The organism is Mesorhizobium comanense (assembly GCF_005503535.1).
GTDB lineage: Bacteria > Pseudomonadota > Alphaproteobacteria > Rhizobiales > Rhizobiaceae > Mesorhizobium > Mesorhizobium comanense.
This window is the reverse complement of record NZ_SCNN01000021.1, coordinates 1-15522: the sequence shown is the minus strand read 5'-3', so window position 1 is coordinate 15522 and position 15522 is coordinate 1. Positions and strand designations below refer to the sequence as shown.

Annotated in this window: 12 protein-coding genes; 2 read left to right on the top strand and 10 right to left on the bottom strand. The window is 65.0% G+C overall.

Annotation, left to right across the window (positions count from 1 at the left end):
* Positions 1-104 precede the first annotated feature (104 nt).
* The gene (locus tag FFS37_RS27445; protein ID WP_137934115.1) at positions 105-1007 is read left to right on the top strand and encodes a LysR family transcriptional regulator; all 903 of its coding nucleotides are present in this window, start codon (positions 105-107) and stop codon (positions 1005-1007) included.
* A gap of 27 nt (positions 1008-1034) precedes the next feature.
* On the opposite strand, the gene FFS37_RS27440 is transcribed toward FFS37_RS27445, so the two are convergent.
* The 9 genes from FFS37_RS27440 to FFS37_RS27400 all read right to left on the bottom strand — a co-directional run bounded on the left by FFS37_RS27440 (position 1035) and on the right by FFS37_RS27400 (position 13269).
* Positions 1035-3122, bottom strand: a complete 2088-nt coding sequence (locus FFS37_RS27440; RefSeq protein ID WP_137934114.1) for a dipeptide ABC transporter ATP-binding protein — start codon at positions 3120-3122, stop codon at positions 1035-1037.
* Positions 3115-3990, bottom strand: a complete 876-nt coding sequence (locus FFS37_RS27435; protein WP_137934113.1) for an ABC transporter permease — start codon at positions 3988-3990, stop codon at positions 3115-3117. Before FFS37_RS27435 ends, FFS37_RS27440 begins: the two co-directional genes overlap by 8 nt.
* Positions 3987-4940: an ABC transporter permease gene (locus FFS37_RS27430; protein WP_137934112.1), complete on the bottom strand. Its 954-nt coding sequence runs from the start codon at positions 4938-4940 to the stop codon at positions 3987-3989. Before FFS37_RS27430 ends, FFS37_RS27435 begins: the two co-directional genes overlap by 4 nt.
* Before the next feature lie 2 nt (positions 4941-4942).
* Entirely contained in the window at positions 4943-7300 is a 2358-nt protein-coding gene (locus FFS37_RS27425; protein WP_137934111.1) for a molybdopterin guanine dinucleotide-containing S/N-oxide reductase, read from the bottom strand.
* Positions 7301-7430: 130 nt separating this feature from the next.
* Positions 7431-9092 (bottom strand): ABC transporter substrate-binding protein, encoded by a 1662-nt coding sequence (locus FFS37_RS27420; RefSeq protein WP_137934110.1) that lies wholly within the window; start codon positions 9090-9092, stop codon positions 7431-7433.
* A 241-nt stretch (positions 9093-9333) separates the two neighbouring features.
* The gene (locus FFS37_RS27415; RefSeq protein WP_137934109.1) at positions 9334-10518 is read right to left on the bottom strand and encodes a mandelate racemase/muconate lactonizing enzyme family protein; all 1185 of its coding nucleotides are present in this window, start codon (positions 10516-10518) and stop codon (positions 9334-9336) included.
* Position 10519: 1 nt separating this feature from the next.
* Positions 10520-11626, bottom strand: a complete 1107-nt coding sequence (locus FFS37_RS27410; RefSeq protein WP_137934108.1) for a mandelate racemase/muconate lactonizing enzyme family protein — start codon at positions 11624-11626, stop codon at positions 10520-10522.
* Between the two features lie 31 nt (positions 11627-11657).
* A complete protein-coding gene (locus FFS37_RS27405; RefSeq protein WP_137934107.1) occupies positions 11658-12350 on the bottom strand; it encodes a GntR family transcriptional regulator in 693 nt (230 codons plus the stop codon).
* A 130-nt stretch (positions 12351-12480) separates the two neighbouring features.
* Positions 12481-13269 carry a HalD/BesD family halogenase gene (locus FFS37_RS27400; RefSeq protein ID WP_137934106.1) on the bottom strand — a complete coding sequence of 263 codons (789 nt, stop codon included), beginning with the start codon at positions 13267-13269 and terminating at the stop codon, positions 12481-12483.
* Positions 13270-13370: 101 nt separating this feature from the next.
* Between FFS37_RS27400 and FFS37_RS27395 the strand changes: the two genes are divergently transcribed.
* Entirely contained in the window at positions 13371-14333 is a 963-nt protein-coding gene (locus tag FFS37_RS27395) for a LysR substrate-binding domain-containing protein (protein WP_137934105.1), read from the top strand.
* Here FFS37_RS27395 and FFS37_RS27390 read toward each other — a convergent pair.
* Positions 14326-15483 carry an efflux RND transporter periplasmic adaptor subunit gene (locus tag FFS37_RS27390; RefSeq protein ID WP_137934104.1) on the bottom strand — a complete coding sequence of 386 codons (1158 nt, stop codon included), beginning with the start codon at positions 15481-15483 and terminating at the stop codon, positions 14326-14328. The two genes, FFS37_RS27395 and FFS37_RS27390, sit on opposite strands and share 8 nt — an antisense overlap.
* Positions 15484-15522 lie beyond the last annotated feature (39 nt).

The window sequence follows — 15522 nt, the reverse complement described above, 5'->3', positions numbered from 1 at the left end:
TTGCTTGTCGCGGGTGGGCAGACTAGGCCATTGTTGACCGTCGCCGAAAAGCGATATTTTTTGCTGGCCGCCATCGAAATTTTCGATACCTGAGGGGGTGGGGCATGGATACCGAAAACCTGCGCAGCTTCCTCGAAGTCGCCGAGCATGGCTCCTTCACCGTCGCCGCCCATAGGCTCAATCTGGCGCAGTCTACCGTCAGCGCCCGGATCCGCGGTCTCGAGGAGCAGCTGGGACGCCGTCTGTTCGTGCGCGACCGCGACGGCGTCACGCTGACGCCGGCCGGCCGCCAATTCCTGCCGCATGCCGCCTCGATCACTCGTACCTGGGAACAGTCGAGGCAGGATATCGCTGTTCCCGATGGCTATGAAACGCTGCTGCGCTTCACCGCGCCAGCCTATCTCTGGGAGCGCGTCACCTCGCCATGGGTCGAATGGATGCGCGCCAGGCGGCCGAACGTGGCGCTGCGGCTGGAGGGAAGTTACCCCGATCAGGCGATCGACCAACTCGCCGAGGGCCTGCTGGACATCTGCATTCTCTATCTGCCCCGGCCGCATCCCGGCATCGTCTACGAGACATTTGCGGTCGATCAGGTCGTGCTCGTCCAGCATGCCGGGCAGACCAGGCCATGGGCCGAAAACTACATACTGATGGACTGGGGCCTGGAATTCCGCATCGAGCATGACCGCGCATTCGCCGGCATGGTCAAACCGGCGCTTTCGGCGGGACTGGTTTTCATCGGGTTGCAGCATGTGCTGTCACAGAATGCCGCCGCCTATCTGCCGCTCAGCGCTGTCAGCGGCCACATAGAGCGCGGCGAGATGAGGCGCGTTGCGGACACGCCGGTTTTCCAGCGGCCCATCTACCTTGCCTATCCCGCGAACCCGGTCTCGTCCGACGTGCTCGACGTCGCCCTGACCGGGCTGCGCAAGCTGGCCTCGGACTGGACCGATGATCAGGGCTTTTCGGAAGGGGACCGGTCCCTCGGCATGGCCGGCCTGACGTGACCGGCAAGCCGAGGGATCAACGATGTCTCAGGCCAGTTCGGCCACGCTGGCCTTCTGCAGCCTCGCCAGTTCGTCATAGGGGATATGGCATCGGATGGCGTGACCGGGTTGTGCTTCGGCGAGTGGCGGCTCCTGCTGCTCGCAGATCGGTCCGATCTTGCGCGGGCAGCGCGTGTGGAAGACGCAGCCCGATGGCGGGTTGACGGCGCTGGGGATCTCGCCGTCGAGACGGATGCGCGTCGTCCCGGTCTGGTCGAGCTTGGGCACGGCCGACAGCAGCGCCTCGGTGTAGGGATGATGCGGCCCTGAGAAGACGGCTTCCGAGGGCCCGAGCTCCATGATGCGGCCGAGATAGAGCACGGCGATCTTGTCGGAGAGGTACCGCACCACGCCGAGGTCGTGCGAGATGAAGATGTAGCTGACGTCTTCCTTGGCCTGCAGATCGGCGAGCAGGTTGAGGATGGCGGCCTGGACGGAGACGTCGAGGGCCGAGGTCGGCTCGTCGCAGACGACGATGCGCGGATCGCCGGCGAAGGCGCGCGCGATGGCGACGCGCTGCTTCAGCCCGCCCGACAGCTGGCGCGGCTTGACCGCCAGATGCCGGTCGGTGAGCCGCACCGAGCGCACCAGGTCTTCGAGGCGTGTCTCCAGCGCCTTGCCCGAGAGGCCGGCAAGGCGCTTGAGAGCGCGGCTCAGCAGATGGCGGATCGAATGCGAGCGGTTGAGCGCGGAGTCCGGGTTCTGGAAGACGATCTGCATCGCCTTGACCTGGTCGTCGCCACGGTTCTCCAGCTTCGGCGCCAGCGCCTTGCCCTCGAGCTCGATGGTGCCGCCGTCATCGGGCGGCACCAGGCCGAGCAGCAGCCGGGCGAAGGTGGTCTTGCCGCTGCCGGATTCGCCGACAAGGCCGAGCGTCTCGCCGGGCCTGAGATCGAGCGAGACATCCTTGACCGCGCGCAGGGGATGGCCATGGCTGGCATAGGTCTTGTTCAGGCCGGCCACGCGCAGCACGGGCTGGGCAACGGGCTTGGGTGGCGTCGCCACCTCGCTCGGCGTGGCGCGCGGCAGGGCCTGCGCCTTGTCGTGATGGTGGCAGCGCGACAGTCGTGCTCCGCGTTCGTCGCTCAATTCGTAGAGCGGTGGCAATTCGGTTCGGCAGCGCTCGTCGGCGAGCGCGCAGCGGTCGGCGAAGGCACAACCCTTGATGACGGCGCCGATGCCGGGCAGGAAGCCGGGGATGGTGTCGAGCCGGCCCTGATCCTTGCGCTGGCCGCCGCGCGGCAGGCAGCGCAGCAGTGCCACCGTATAGGGGTGGCGCGGATCGTTGAAGACGACTTCGGTCGGACCTTCCTCCACCAGCATGCCGGCATAGAGCACGCCGACACGGTCGCACATGTGGGAGACGACGGCGAGGTTGTGGCTGATGAACAGGATCGAGGCCGAGAGTTCCTGCCGCAGCTGGGCGATGAGGTCGAGCACCTCGGCCTCGACGGTCGCGTCGAGGCCGGTGGTTGGCTCGTCCAGGATCAGCATGGTGGGGTCGTTGGCCAGCGCCATGGCGATCGCCACGCGCTGCTGCATGCCGCCCGACAGCTGATGCGGGTAGCGCTGCATCACGCTTGGCGGGTCGGAGATGCGTACCCGGTTCAGCATGGCGATGGCGCGGTCTTCCGCCGCCTTGCCTGATATGCCGGCAAGCTCGAAGATCTCGGTCAGCTGCCGGCCGATGCGGATGGAGGGGTTCAGCGCCTTGCCGGGATCCTGGTAGACCATGGAGACGCTTGTCGCGCGCGCCCGCCTGAGCGCCTCGGCATCGAGCTTCATGACGTCCTGGCCGTCGAGCGCGATCGCCCCGCCTGATATCGAGCCGTTGCGCGGGAGATAGCGCACCACGGCGAGTGCCGCCGTCGACTTGCCGCAGCCGGATTCGCCGACCAGCCCATAGGCTTCGCCCTGGCCGATGGTGAGGCTGAGATTGCGCAGCACCGCCCGGTCGCGGCCGCCGACACGGTAGGCCACCGACAGGTCGTTGAGTTCAAGCGCGTTCCTTGCGTTCGCGTTGGGTGTCTTCGTGCCTCGTGTCTTGGCGCTCTGGGCCTTGGCGGGTTCAGTCATTGAAGGCTCCATGAACACCATCGGCGGCCAGGTTGACGCCGATCACCAGCGAGGCGATGGCGAGCGCGTCGAACAGCACCGTCCACCAGAAGCCGCCGCCGATCATGCCGTAGTTCGAGGAGATCGAAAGGCCCCAGTCCGGTGATGGCGGCTGGATGCCGAAGCCCATGAAGGAGAGCGTGGCGACGGCGAAGATGGCATAGCCCAGCCGCACCGTGGTCTCGACCAGGATGGGCGGGATGACATTGGGCAGGATCTCCACGAACATGGTGTGGAAGGCGCTTTCGTGCCTGAGCTGGGCGGCCGCGACATAGTCGAGCTCGCGCTCGGCCAGCACCGCCGAGCGCACCGTGCGCGCGATGATCGGCGCGAAGCTGAGACCGATGACGATGATGACGGTGGTCTTGGAGGTGCCGAGCGCGACGATGGCCAGCAGCGCCACGATGACGACGGGGATGGCCATGAAGGCTTCCAGGATGCGGCTGACGATATCGTCGACGATGCCTCTGAAGTAGCCGGTGAGCAGTCCGAGCGCGGTGCCGGCGACGGTGGCGAGCAATGTTGCCAGAGGGGCGACGGTGAGAATGTCGCGCGAGCCGACGATGACGCGCGAGAAGACGTCGCGGCCGATCTGGTCGGTGCCGAACCAGTGTTCGGAGGACGGCGGCGAGAGCGCGTTGATGATGTCGTCGGCAAGCGGATCGTAAGGCGCGAAGTGCTCGCCGAAGAAGGCGCAGACGACCCAGAACAGCACGATGGCGATGCCGACCAGGAAGGTGCGTGAGCGCAGCAACGAGAAGACGACTTCGGCCAGCGGGCCGCGCCTGCGCGTGTCGTCCGGCGCGGAGGTGGTCTGCACGGCGCTCATTGTTCTGCTCCCAGCCGAATGCGTGGATTGAGCACCGAATAGAGGAAGTCGGCGATCAATGTAGCCACCGCATAGACGATGCCGATGGTCAGGATGCCGGATTCCAGCATCGGGAAATCCTTGCCGCGCGCGGCGGTGAAGATCAGCGAGCCAATGCCCTGGTAGCGGAACAGCGTCTCGATGACGACGAGGCCGCCGATGAGATAGCCGGTCTGGGTGGCGATGACGGTGATGGTCGGCATCAGCGCATTGCGCAGCACATGGCGCCAGATCACGGTGCGCCAGGGCAGGCCCTTGAGCACCGCGGTTCTCGTATAGTCGGAATCGAGCGCCTCGATCATGCCGGAGCGGGCCATGCGCGCGATATAGCCGAACAGCACCAGGAACAGCGGCAGGGCCGGCAGGATCAGGTAGTAGAGCTGGGTGAAGAAGCCGGCATCCTTGGGCCATGCGGCCGAGATCGGCAGCCAGCGCAGCCAGACGCCGAAGATCAGGATGAGGATGATGCCGGTGACGAATTCGGGCAGCACCGTCACCGACAGGCCGCCCAGGCTGATGATGCGGTCGAGTGGCCGGTTGAGGTTGAGGGCTGCCACGACACCGCCCAGAATGCCGATCGGCACCACCAGCACGAAGGCAACCGCCGCCAACTTCAGCGAATTGCCGAGCGCGTCGATGACGAAGGGCGCCACCGGCGAGCGGAAGATGTAGGACGTGCCCATGTCGCCCTGGACGAAGTTGGAGATCCAGCTCCAGTACTGCACCAGGAGCGGGCGATCGACGCCCAGCGAATGATTGAGCGCGTCGACCGCGCGCTGGTCGGCGAACGGCCCCAGGATCGCCCGACCCACATTGCCCGGCAGAACCTGACCGCCGAGAAACACCATCACGCTCAGCAGGAAAAGCGTCACAAGAGACAGCGAGATACGCCGGACAAAGAAGGAGAGAATGGCTAAGCCTCCTTATGCTGGGGCTGTGGCTCGGATATGCCGGGCACGTTTGCTGAACGCACTGTGGCAGGCGGATCAAATGCTGTCACCCGGGGAATCTCGCCTTCGAAAAGCGAAACCTCGACCAGCGTCGAATTGCAGGTCGGCGACTGGGCAAGGCGCGAGGTCCCGCGGTCGGGCGTCAGCACATTCGGATTGCCATGCTTTTCTAGGCTGTTCGGGTATCCCGGCTCGGTCGGGTCAAACCATGCACCGGTCGGCAGCTGGATCACGCCGGGGACAAGGCCGTCGGTCAGCACCGCGCCCGCCAGGCATGCGCCGCGCTCGTTGAACACGCGCACCACCGCACCGTCGGTGATGCCGCGCGCGGCCGCGTCCTGCAGACTGATCCACAAGGGCGCGCGGCCCGACACCTTGCCGGCGCGGCTGACCGAGCCGTGATCATACTGGCTGTGCAGCTTGTCGGCGGGCTGGGGCGACAAAAGATGCAGCGGGAAGCGGCTGGCAAGATCGCTGCCCAGCCATTCCCGGGGTTCCCGCCATACGGCGTGGCCCGGGCAGTCGTCATAGCCGAAGGAGGCGATCGTCGCGGAAAACAGCTCTATGCGGCCCGAAGGTGTCGCCAGCCGATGCCGCTGCGGATCGGCACGGAAAGCGCCCAGCAAGGTCTGCGACGTCACCTGGCGCACGAGATCGGCGTGGCCGTCCTGCCAGAAACGGGCGAAGGAGGGCATTTCGACTCCGGCTGCCGCGGCATTCTCCCTGGCCTGCGCGTAGAGCAGCCGAATCCAGGCGTCGGCATCGCGTCCTTCCGTGAAGGCTTCGCTGGTGCCCAGCCGATGCGACAGGCCGGCGAAAATGCTGAAATCGTCGCGCGCTTCCCCGACCGGTTCGATCGCCTGCTTCATGGCGACCACGAGGTTTTCGCGGTTCGAGAAAGCCAGGTCGTTTCGTTCCAGCGGCGTGGTGACCGGCAGCACGATGTCGGCATGGCGCGCGGTCGCGGTCCAGAAAGGCTCGTGGACGATGACCGTTTCGGGGCGTTGCCAGGCCTCGACGAGGCGGTTGAGGTCCTGGTGGTGGTGGAACGGATTGCCGCCGGCCCAATAGACCAGCCTGATATCAGGATAAGTCATCGCGGCGCCGTTGAAGTCGAACGAGCCGCCAGGATCGAGCAGCATGTCAGCCATGCGCGCGACAGGGATGAAGTGCTTCACCGGATTCCTGCCCTGGGGCAGCGACGACCAGCGGAAACCCATTTCCGGCCGTCCGGCGCCATTTGTCGAGGAATAGCCGAAGCCAAGCCCGCCGCCCGACAATCCGATCTGGCCGAGCAGGGCGGCCAACGTGATCGCTGCCCAGTAGGGCTGTTCACCATGGTCGGCGCGTTGAAGGGACCAGCTCACCATCAGCATGGTGCGCTTCGAAGCCATTGCCCGGGCCAGTGCGACGATCCCGATCTCGGCCATGCCAGTCAGGCCTGCGGCCCATGCAGGGGTTTTCGGCCGGCCATCGGTCTCGCCCATGACATACGCCCGGACCGCCTCGAAGCCGATGCAATACCGCTCCAGGAATGCTTCATCGTGAAGGCCTTCGCCGATGAGCACATGGCACAAGGCCAGCATCAGGGCGGTGTCGCTGTTCGGCCGAAGCGGCAGCCATTCGGTCTCGACCTCGCGCGGCGCGTCGTCGCGTACCGGCGAAATATTGATCAGCCGCGCACCGTTGCCGATGGCTTTCTGCAGTGCAGCCATCGCTTCGTGCCGGGCCGACCCGCCGCCCTGCACCTGGGCGTTGCGCCAGGGCAGCCCGCCGAAGGCCACGATCAATTCGCTATGCTCTTCGATGCCGTCCCAGGTCGAGTGGTTGCCGGTCAGCCCGTCGGTGCTGCCGAGCACATGCGGCAGGATGATCTCGGCGGCGCCATAGGAATAGCTCAGCACCGAGCCTGTGTAGCCGCCTATGGTGTTGAGGAATCGATGGACCTGGCTTTGCGCATGGTGAAAGCGCCCTGCGCTCGCCCATCCGTAGGAACCCGCATAGATCGCGCTGTTGCCATGTTCAGCGCGAACGCGGCCCAGTTCGCCTGCTACGATATCCAGGGCGGTTTCCCAGGAAACCTCGACGAAAACCTCGCCACCGCGCCTGCCATCACCCGACCTGTCTCCCTCCAGCCAGCCGCGCCTGACGGCCGGACGGGAAACGCGCAGGTCGCCTTGCACGGTGCCCAGCATCGACCGTCCGATCGGTGAAGGATCGGGATCGCCGCTCCATGGCTCGACACTGACGAGCCGGCCATTTCTGGCACCGATTTCGTAGGTCCCCCAGTGCGTGGTGGTGAGCAGGGTTTCTGACTCCATGGGACGGGCCAATGGCGGATCGCTTCGCAACGCGAAGGTCTACGTCACGCAGGCGCGTGCCTCGACCGACGGCGAAAGCGCCAGTCCCCCGCGGGGGACTGGCAATCGCGGAGTGGTTGTCTGCTTCCGCTTAGGCCTTCGACGCCTTTTCGAGGAACAGCTGCGACATGGCGGTCGGCTGCACGCCTGCCACGCCCTTGGCCGTTGCCGTCAGGTAGTCGTAGAAATACCCGAAGATCACAGGCGTTTCCTCGAGCAGCAGCTTCTGGATCTTGCCTGCGTCCGCCTTTTGCGCCTCGAGGTCGAGGGCGGCGATGTAGCTGGTCGCCAGCGTGTCATAGTCCTTGTTCTTGAAATGCGCGGCATTCCAGGTGCCGTCGCTCTTCAGGGGCGCCGCGAGATAGACGTTCGGCACGCCGCGGTGGCCGTAGTCGGTAATGCCCATCGCGGAGTCCAGCCAGTTCGACTTGCCGAACACGGCATCGCCATAATAGGCGCTCTGGTCGAGGATGTTGAGCTCGAGCTGGATGCCGATTTCCTTGACCCAGTTCTGGATGAGCTGCGCGTATTCGGGGATCTCAAGATAACGCTCGGTGGTGAGCGTCATTTTGAACCCCTGAGCAAGGCCGGCTGCTTCCATCAACTGCTTTGCCTGCGCGATGTCCTGCTTGCGCTGTGGCACGCTGGTGTCGGTCGACGGGTAGACGGCGGCGAACGGGCTGTCATTGCCGAGCGCTGAACGACCCTTCATCAGGCCGGCGGCGAGTTTCTCGCGGTCGATGCAGAGCGCTATGGCGCGGCGCACGCGAGCGTCCTTGGTCGGACCCTCGTCGCAATGCATATGCAGTTGCTGATGTGCTGACGACTTCAGGCTGATGATGTCGACATTGGGATCGTTGAGCAATGCCACGCCCGCCAGCACCGGCATCTGGTTGATGATGTCGATCTGCCCGCCCTGCAGCGCCAGGATCTGGGGCTGCATGTCGGCGAAGAAGGTGAACTCGGTGCGATCCGGCAACGCCTTCTCGCCCCAGTAGTCGTCGTTGCGGACGAAGGAGGCGCCGACCTTCGGCGTGTATTTCTCGATCTTGAACGGACCGGTGCCGTCGAAGCTCTTCTCGTAGTCGCCCTTGTAGCTCGCCGGGATGATGACGGCGTTGTAGTTGTCGGACGACAGCATGTAGGGGAAGTTGCCGTTCGGGGCGTCGAGGTGGAATTCGACCGTGTAGTCGTCGACCTTCTTCGAGGCGCCCTTCTGCAGGATGCCGGTGAACACCGACAGCGCGTTGGAGGAGTTTGCGGGATCGGCGAGGCGGTCGATGCTGGCCACCACGTCCTCGGCCTTCATCTCGCCGCCAGAGTGGAATTTGACGCCCTTGCGTAGCTTGAAGGTCCATACCGTGCCGTCGGTATTGGGCGCCCAGCTCTCGGCCAGTGCCGGCTTCAGCACGAGGTCCGGGCCGTCGACGCAGAGGAATTCCGCGACCTGCTGCATGATGAGCAGGCCACCGGCGTCCGCGATGGTGACCGGATCGATCGCCGCCGCCGGCACGCTGCTGCCGACGCGGATGGTGGCGCCCGGCGCGCCAGCGGCGCGGGCGAGCGACGGGGCAGCGCCGAAGCCGGCGGCCATGCCGATACGGCCGAGCAGCGGCAGCGACAGGCCGAGCAGGCTGCCGTGGCGCACGAAGTCGCGGCGGCTCACACGGCCGTCGACGAGACCGTCGATGAGATGGTTTTCGAGCGGCGAACGGCCGCGCCGGATAAGATCGAGAAGGCGATAGTTTTTCATGGGTCTAGGCCCTTTCCCCAGTTGTTGTGGTTGGCGAGTGCATTCCAGTTGACGAGTTCCGTGGAGTTCTCCTGTTCCCGGCCCTCATCAATATCGGTCGACGGACTGTAGCATGCGATTCCGACTGGTCCATCCGCTCGTTGGGATGGAAAGGTCAGATTTTCTTGATGAATTGTCTGTCGGCCAGGCGACCCGCGGCCGCCCTTTTCTCGATAAATCCTGCTTGCTTTCCGACATCCTCCTAATTCAGCGGCAAACGGCGATATGTCCCGGGCTTCGCCGGGTCGTGATATTTGTTGCAGGGACCGTTCTGCGCGAAATCGCGATGGCAGGCCGCGAGGTTTTCCCGCGACAACGTGACGCCGAGGCCGGGGCCTTCCGGAACCCGCACGACATTGCCCTGCGGCGAAAACGGCCCTTCCTCGGTGATGTCCATCGGTTGCATGCGAAACAGCGACTGGTTGGGCTCCCGGATCCAGCCGAGCGCCGCGCACAGGTGCAGGTAGGCGGCACTGCCGACGCCGCTGTCGCCGCTGTAGCACCAGAAGTCGATGCCGGCATGCTCGCAGGCGCCGACGAAGCGCTGCATGCGTCCGATGCCGCCATGGGCGGTCGGGTTGCCGACGAACGCGTCGGGCACCTTGAGATCGAAAGCGCGCGCGATGTCGATGTTGTGGGTCGAAAACGGGATCGAGCAATGGCGGCGCAGTTCGCGCATCTCCTCGATCGTCGCAACCGGATCCTCCCAGTTGCGGACGCCGAGCTCCTCCAGCGGCCGCGCCAGCCGCCGGGCGGTGGCGAGTGAATAGGCCTGGTTGGAATCGATGCGGATCATCGCATCGTCGCCGAGCTTCTTACGGATAAGCTCGATCATCCGGAGCGAAACTTTCGGATCGTCGGTCGAGAACTTGCCTTCGAAGAAAGTCGTGCCGTGCTTCTGGTGCAGCTCGACGCAATAATCCGCGACTTCTTCCGGCGTCGTCTCGCCTTTGACCTTGGGCCCGTCGCCGCGTAGCGAGAAATAGTCGGTGAAGGGGATATCCTTGCGCACCGCGCCACCGAGCAACTGATAGAGAGGTTGGTTCCAGGCCTTGCCGCGCAGGTCCCACAGCGCCACCTCGATGGCGCCGAAGGCCATGATGCGGGTGCGGTCGTTGATCGACTGCACCCCGGTCCAGAAAGGCAGGCAGACATGTTCGGCGCCGGCGATGTCGAAGGCATCGCGGCCGATCAGGCGGGGAGCCAGAACATCATTGATAATCGCGGCTGCCGCCGGGGTCGGCGCCTCGCCGAGGCCGATCAGTCCGTCCTCGGTCTCGACCTCGACGATGGTCGGCGAAAAACCGTCCAGCTCGCCGAACACCCAGGCGTAGGGCGCCTCGAGGCGAAGGTTGATCGGCGTTGCCTTGATGCTGCGGATCTTCATCTCAGCGGCCGATCTCGAAGAAGGGTGCGCCGAGCAGGCCGGGATCCACGTCGATGCCAAGGCCGGGGCCATCGGGAACGCCCATATGACTGCAGGTCACCGGTGGCGCGTTGGTGGCCGTGCGCACCGTCACCCATTCATGGAAGGCTATGGCGTGCAACCGCCGCTCCTCGGGCGTCGACAGCGACAGATGCGCCATCGCCGCGGTGTCGATCTCGGCGCCGCCGGTGTCCTCGACCGTGATCATGAAGCCGAGGTCGACGGCCACGTCGCGGATCAGCCGGGTCTTGCTGACGCCGCCGAGCCGCGAGATTTTCAGCGTCAGCCCGTCGGCCGCCCCCTGACGATGGATCTCCAGCATCTCTTCCAGCGAGGTGACGGATTCATCCAGCACCATCGGCTTGTCGAGCATGCGGCGCACCGACATGTTCTCCTCGATCGTCGTGCAGGGCTGCTCGAAGGTGTAGTCGATGGAGCGCGTCGCGTCGGCGAACTGACGCGCCTGATAGGGCGTCCAGCCGGCATTGGCGTCACAGAAGATCACCGTGCCTTTCGGCACAGCCGCCGCGACCGTGGCGACGCGCTCGATGTCCTCGTGCACATTGCCGCCGACCTTGATCTGCAGGCGGCGGCAGCCCTCGGCGATGATCCGTTTGGCGAGCGCCGCCATCTGGTCGAGCGTGCCATGGGTAACGACCCGGTAGGTTTCCGCCATGTCGCTCTCGCGGCCGCCCAGCATGGTCACCAATGGCACGCCGGCGGCGCGCGCCGCGAGATCCCAGCAGGCCATGTCGAGCGCGGCCTTTATGTAAGGATGGCCCTTGAACACCGTATCCATGAGCCGGCCGATGCTCGCCAGCCCGCGCGGATCCTGGCCGATGAGATGCGGCGCGATCTCGGGCACGCCGGCGCGGGTGCCGGCCGGGAAGGCGGCCGAGTAGAAATTGCCGAGCGGCGCCATCTCGCCCCAACCGGTCACGCCGCTGTCGGAGGTGATCGAGACGATGACGGCGTCGAAACAGTCGGCGACCCGCCCTTTCGACATGCGGTAGGGGCCGTCCACGAAGGGCTGCACGACGTGATAGGCTTTGATGGTTTGGATCTGCACTTTGGTATCCATTGTCCGCGATGGTAAGGGATCAGGCGCCTTTCGACGGCCGCTGTTCGAGGCCGCGCGCATAGGCAAGTAGCTCTTCGAAATCGAGGTCGATATGCTCGCGGGCATGGCGCTGGGCGGCACGCATGTCGTCGCCCTTGAGCAGCGCCACATAGGTTTCATGGACGTCTTCGGCCGGCACGACTTCCTTGCGCGCTTGCTGGTGCAGGGCGAAATACATCTGCAACCGGCTGGTCAGCCGCTGCCAGGTTTCCAGAAGCACCGAATTGTCGGCCCATTCGTGGATCAGGCCGTGCAGTTGCAGCGCGGTCTCGATCTGGCGCGTGGTGTCGCGGTCGCGCGTCGCCTGCTGCACCGCCTCATGACGGCGGTCGAGCTCGTCGAAGAAGCGCTGGTCGCGCAGCTTCCATGTCCGCTCGATGGCGAACTCGTCGAGCACCTTGTTCAGCGAATAGGCGTCATCGATGTCTTTGGCCGTGACATCGATGACGAAGGTGCCGGCATAGGGGATGCTGGTCAGGATGCCTTCCTGCACCAGTTCGCGCATCGCCTCGCGCAAGGGCGCGCGGCTGACGCGCATCTGTTCCGAGATGCGAAGCTCGTTGAGCTTTTGCCCGGGCTCCAACTGTCCGGTCAGGATCGCGCGCCGCAACAGCGCGACGATCTCGGCGCGGCGCGTCGTATCCGCGATCGGGCTGAAATCCAGCTTTGCCATTCGGCCACTCCAGGAAACCGAAGACAAGGAAGCAGATTGTCGACAATCTAACAAGAGACTATTTTGGATTTCTTCCCTAGGCTCGTGCTCGCGCCTCGCGAATGGTGCTTGCCCAGGCCGCACCGGGGCCTCAGGCTGCTCGGCCGTAGAAGCCGACACGCTCCTCCGCGCTGAACATCACGCCTGGACGTTCGTAGTAGGAGAAGACCGCGATCATGCGTTCGCGATTGCCCTCCACGGTGGTGACCCGGTGCGCCGTGTTCTTGCCGCGGAACACGTTCAGCGTGCCGGCCTTGATGCGCAGGATCTTCGCTTCGGGGTCGCGCCCCTCGAGCAGCTTCGCCACGCCGTCATAGTTCGGGTCGCTGTCGGAGCGCAGGTCTGTGCGATACTCGAAGTCGCCGCCGATTTCGGGCGCCTGCAGCAAAAGCGTCGTGGTGAACTCCGAGCGGTCGAAATGCCAGTTGAGAGCCTCCCCGGCGCGATAGCCCATGACATTGGCCCGGGCGAGGGGGTCCTGCATGACATAGAGGTTCGGCTTGTCCATCGTCGCCGCGAGAAAGCGCACCAGCGGCTCGTATTCGTAGATCGAAAGCACGGTGCTGTTGGCAATCTGGTCCGCGCACACCGTGTGGCTTATCGTTTCGACCTTGCGCAGCGCGGGATGATCCGGCGCCAGTTCCGGGATCGAAGGCTTGAAGTAGATGTTGTGCATGCGCTTGTGGACGTGGGAGTTGGCGTCCATGACCGGCCGCACCTCGGCAACGGCCCGCTCGGCGACGCCGGGGCGCAGGAACGCTTCGAGGTTGAACATGCCGTTTGCCGCCAGCGCGGCCTTGGAGGCGTCCACGAGGCGATGCCATTCGGGGCTGCCTTCGCGGTCGAGCGGATAGCGGGCGAGATCGAGAATGTCTTTCATGGTCGTGTCCTCCAGGGTTGGATGCAGGAGACCGCAAAAATTTCTTTCTCTCAACCGGCAAAATAGTTAGGATTGCCCAAGAAAAACTTCTGGAGATGCGGATGGATCGGCTGCCGCCGCTGAACGCCATCAAGGCCTTCGAGGTTGCCGCACGCGCCGGCAGCTTCACCCTAGCGGCGAGTGAACTTGGCGTGTCCTCGGCGGCGGTCAGCCAGCAGATCCGCAATTTGGAGACCTGGTTCGGCAAGCAATTGTTCGTGCGCGCGGGCAACCGGATCACGCTGACCGATGCCGGCCATGCCATCTATCCGCAGACGGCGCGTGCGCTGGGCGACATCGCGGCCATCGGTCAGCGCATGCTTGAAGGCGGCCTGCGGACACGGCTTGTCGTCAGCGTGCCGTTCTCGCTGGCTGAACTGTGGCTGGCGCCAAGGCTTGCCCTCATGGTCGACAGCTTTCCTCATATGGCGATCGACGTGCGGGCCGAGGATGATCCGGTCGATCTCATGCGCTCAAATGTCGATCTGCGCATCAGCTATGGCGACTATCACTATCCGGGCCTGCGGATGATCCGTCTTGTCCATGACGAGGTCCTGCCGGTCTGCTCGCCTGAGTTCTGGCACCAGTACGGGAATGCTGACGCGGCGCTGACGGGCCTGCACGAAAGCCAGTTCATCCACACCAACTGGGGTCCGAACTATGCCTCGCACCCGAGTTGGTCGGACTGGTTCGCGGCATCCGGCGGCTCTCGCTCGCCCGATCCCTCGCATGGCAGGCGCGTCGGCCTGTCGAGCCTGGCGATCGCCTCTGCGAGGCTGGGGTTGGGCATCGCGCTTGGCCAGCGGGTCATGGCCCAGGCCGATCTTGACGCAGGTCGGCTGATCGCGCCTTCCTCCGTATCCGTGCGGCTCGGGCACCCCTATTGCGCCTTCATGCCAACGGCGAAGGCCGACCGCGCCGACGTGGCGGCCCTTGTCGATCTCCTGACGAAAAACGGCGCCCGCGACCCGTGGGAGGGTCGGGGCGCCGCACTGAAACCGGTTCCGATGGGGGTTATCAGCTAGCCGGTTTCTGTTGAGGCAATGGGGAAATCGGCATTCCGGGCCCGATCTTCTGCAGATTGCCCGTGATCACCTGGTCGCCTTCCGAGACGCCGCTCAGAATAGCCACCATGTCGCCGCTGGTCGGCCCGAGCGAAACCAGCCGCTGGTCGACTGTATTGCCCTTGCCGACGACGTAGAGGTATTTGCCGAGCTGGCTCGAGCCCAGCGCCGTCTGCGGCACCATCAGCGCATCCGGCTGCTGCTTGATGTGCAGCCGCACGCGCACATACTGTCCGGGCAGCAGCGTGAACTTGCCGTTGCCGATTGTGGCGCGCGCGGTGATCGTGCCGGTCGAGTGGTCGACCGTGTTGTCCATGAAGGTGAGCTCGCCCTTCTGGCTGGCCCCGGACTCACCCGGAAGCAGAACCTCGACCTCGATCGGGCCGTTGGCGCGGGCCTGCTCTATGTCGGCCAGATCCGTCTCGCTCGGATTGAAGGTGACGTAGATCGGGTCGAGCTGCACCAGCGTGTTGAGCACCGTGCCGGCGACACTGACGAGCGTTCCGACCGAGGCCTGGTTGCGGCCGAGCCGCCCCGTGAACGGGGCATGGATCTGCGAGTAGCCCAGATTGAGCTCGGCGGTGCGCACCGCCGCCTGGTTCAGCGCCAGCGACGCCTCGGCCTCGCGCAAGGTGCTGGTGCGCTGGTCGAAACCATCCTTGGCCAGATAGCCGCTCTTGGCCAGCTCGGTGCCGCGGCCGAGGTTGGAACGGGCATAGTCGAGCGTCGCCGTGTCGCGCTGGACCTGAGCCTTTGCCTGGTCGAGCGCGGCTTGGAAGTCGTCGGGCGAGATCTTGTAGAGAAGGTCGCCCTGGCGGACATCTGCGCCGTCCTGCGCCGTCTGTTCCTGTAGATAGCCGGGCACGCGCGCCTGCAGCGTGATGCTGCGGATCGGTTCGGTCCGCGCGGCATAGTCGAGATAGATCGGGATCGTCTTCTTGACGACGCTCGCCACCGGCACCGGCATGACGAACGCGGCAGGAGCCGGTGTCGCCGCCCCAGCCGTGGAGCCGCTCAGCCGCAGGTTACCCATGTCGAGCAGGTGGACGCTCACCACCGAGATCGCGCCCAGCGCGACAGCCGTACCCAAGGCGATTTTCCATTTACGCATGATCAGTCTCCAATCCTATTCAGCCGCCTGCGCCAGGGG

Bases quoted from the DNA above. Each gene is read 5' to 3' on its own strand.
- FFS37_RS27445 (WP_137934115.1), top strand. From the start codon at position 105: ATGGATACCGAAAACCTGCGCAGCTTCCTCGAAGTCGCCGAGCATGGC.
- FFS37_RS27440 (WP_137934114.1), bottom strand. From the start codon at position 3,122: ATGACTGAACCCGCCAAGGCCCAGAGCGCCAAGACACGAGGCACGAAG.
- FFS37_RS27435 (WP_137934113.1), bottom strand. From the start codon at position 3,990: ATGAGCGCCGTGCAGACCACCTCCGCGCCGGACGACACGCGCAGGCGC.
- FFS37_RS27425 (WP_137934111.1), bottom strand. From the start codon at position 7,300: ATGGAGTCAGAAACCCTGCTCACCACCACGCACTGGGGGACCTACGAA.
- FFS37_RS27420 (WP_137934110.1), bottom strand. From the start codon at position 9,092: ATGAAAAACTATCGCCTTCTCGATCTTATCCGGCGCGGCCGTTCGCCG.
- FFS37_RS27415 (WP_137934109.1), bottom strand. From the start codon at position 10,518: ATGAAGATCCGCAGCATCAAGGCAACGCCGATCAACCTTCGCCTCGAG.
- FFS37_RS27405 (WP_137934107.1), bottom strand. From the start codon at position 12,350: ATGGCAAAGCTGGATTTCAGCCCGATCGCGGATACGACGCGCCGCGCC.
- FFS37_RS27400 (WP_137934106.1), bottom strand. From the start codon at position 13,269: ATGAAAGACATTCTCGATCTCGCCCGCTATCCGCTCGACCGCGAAGGC.
- FFS37_RS27395 (WP_137934105.1), top strand. From the start codon at position 13,371: ATGGATCGGCTGCCGCCGCTGAACGCCATCAAGGCCTTCGAGGTTGCC.
- FFS37_RS27390 (WP_137934104.1), bottom strand. From the start codon at position 15,483: ATGCGTAAATGGAAAATCGCCTTGGGTACGGCTGTCGCGCTGGGCGCG.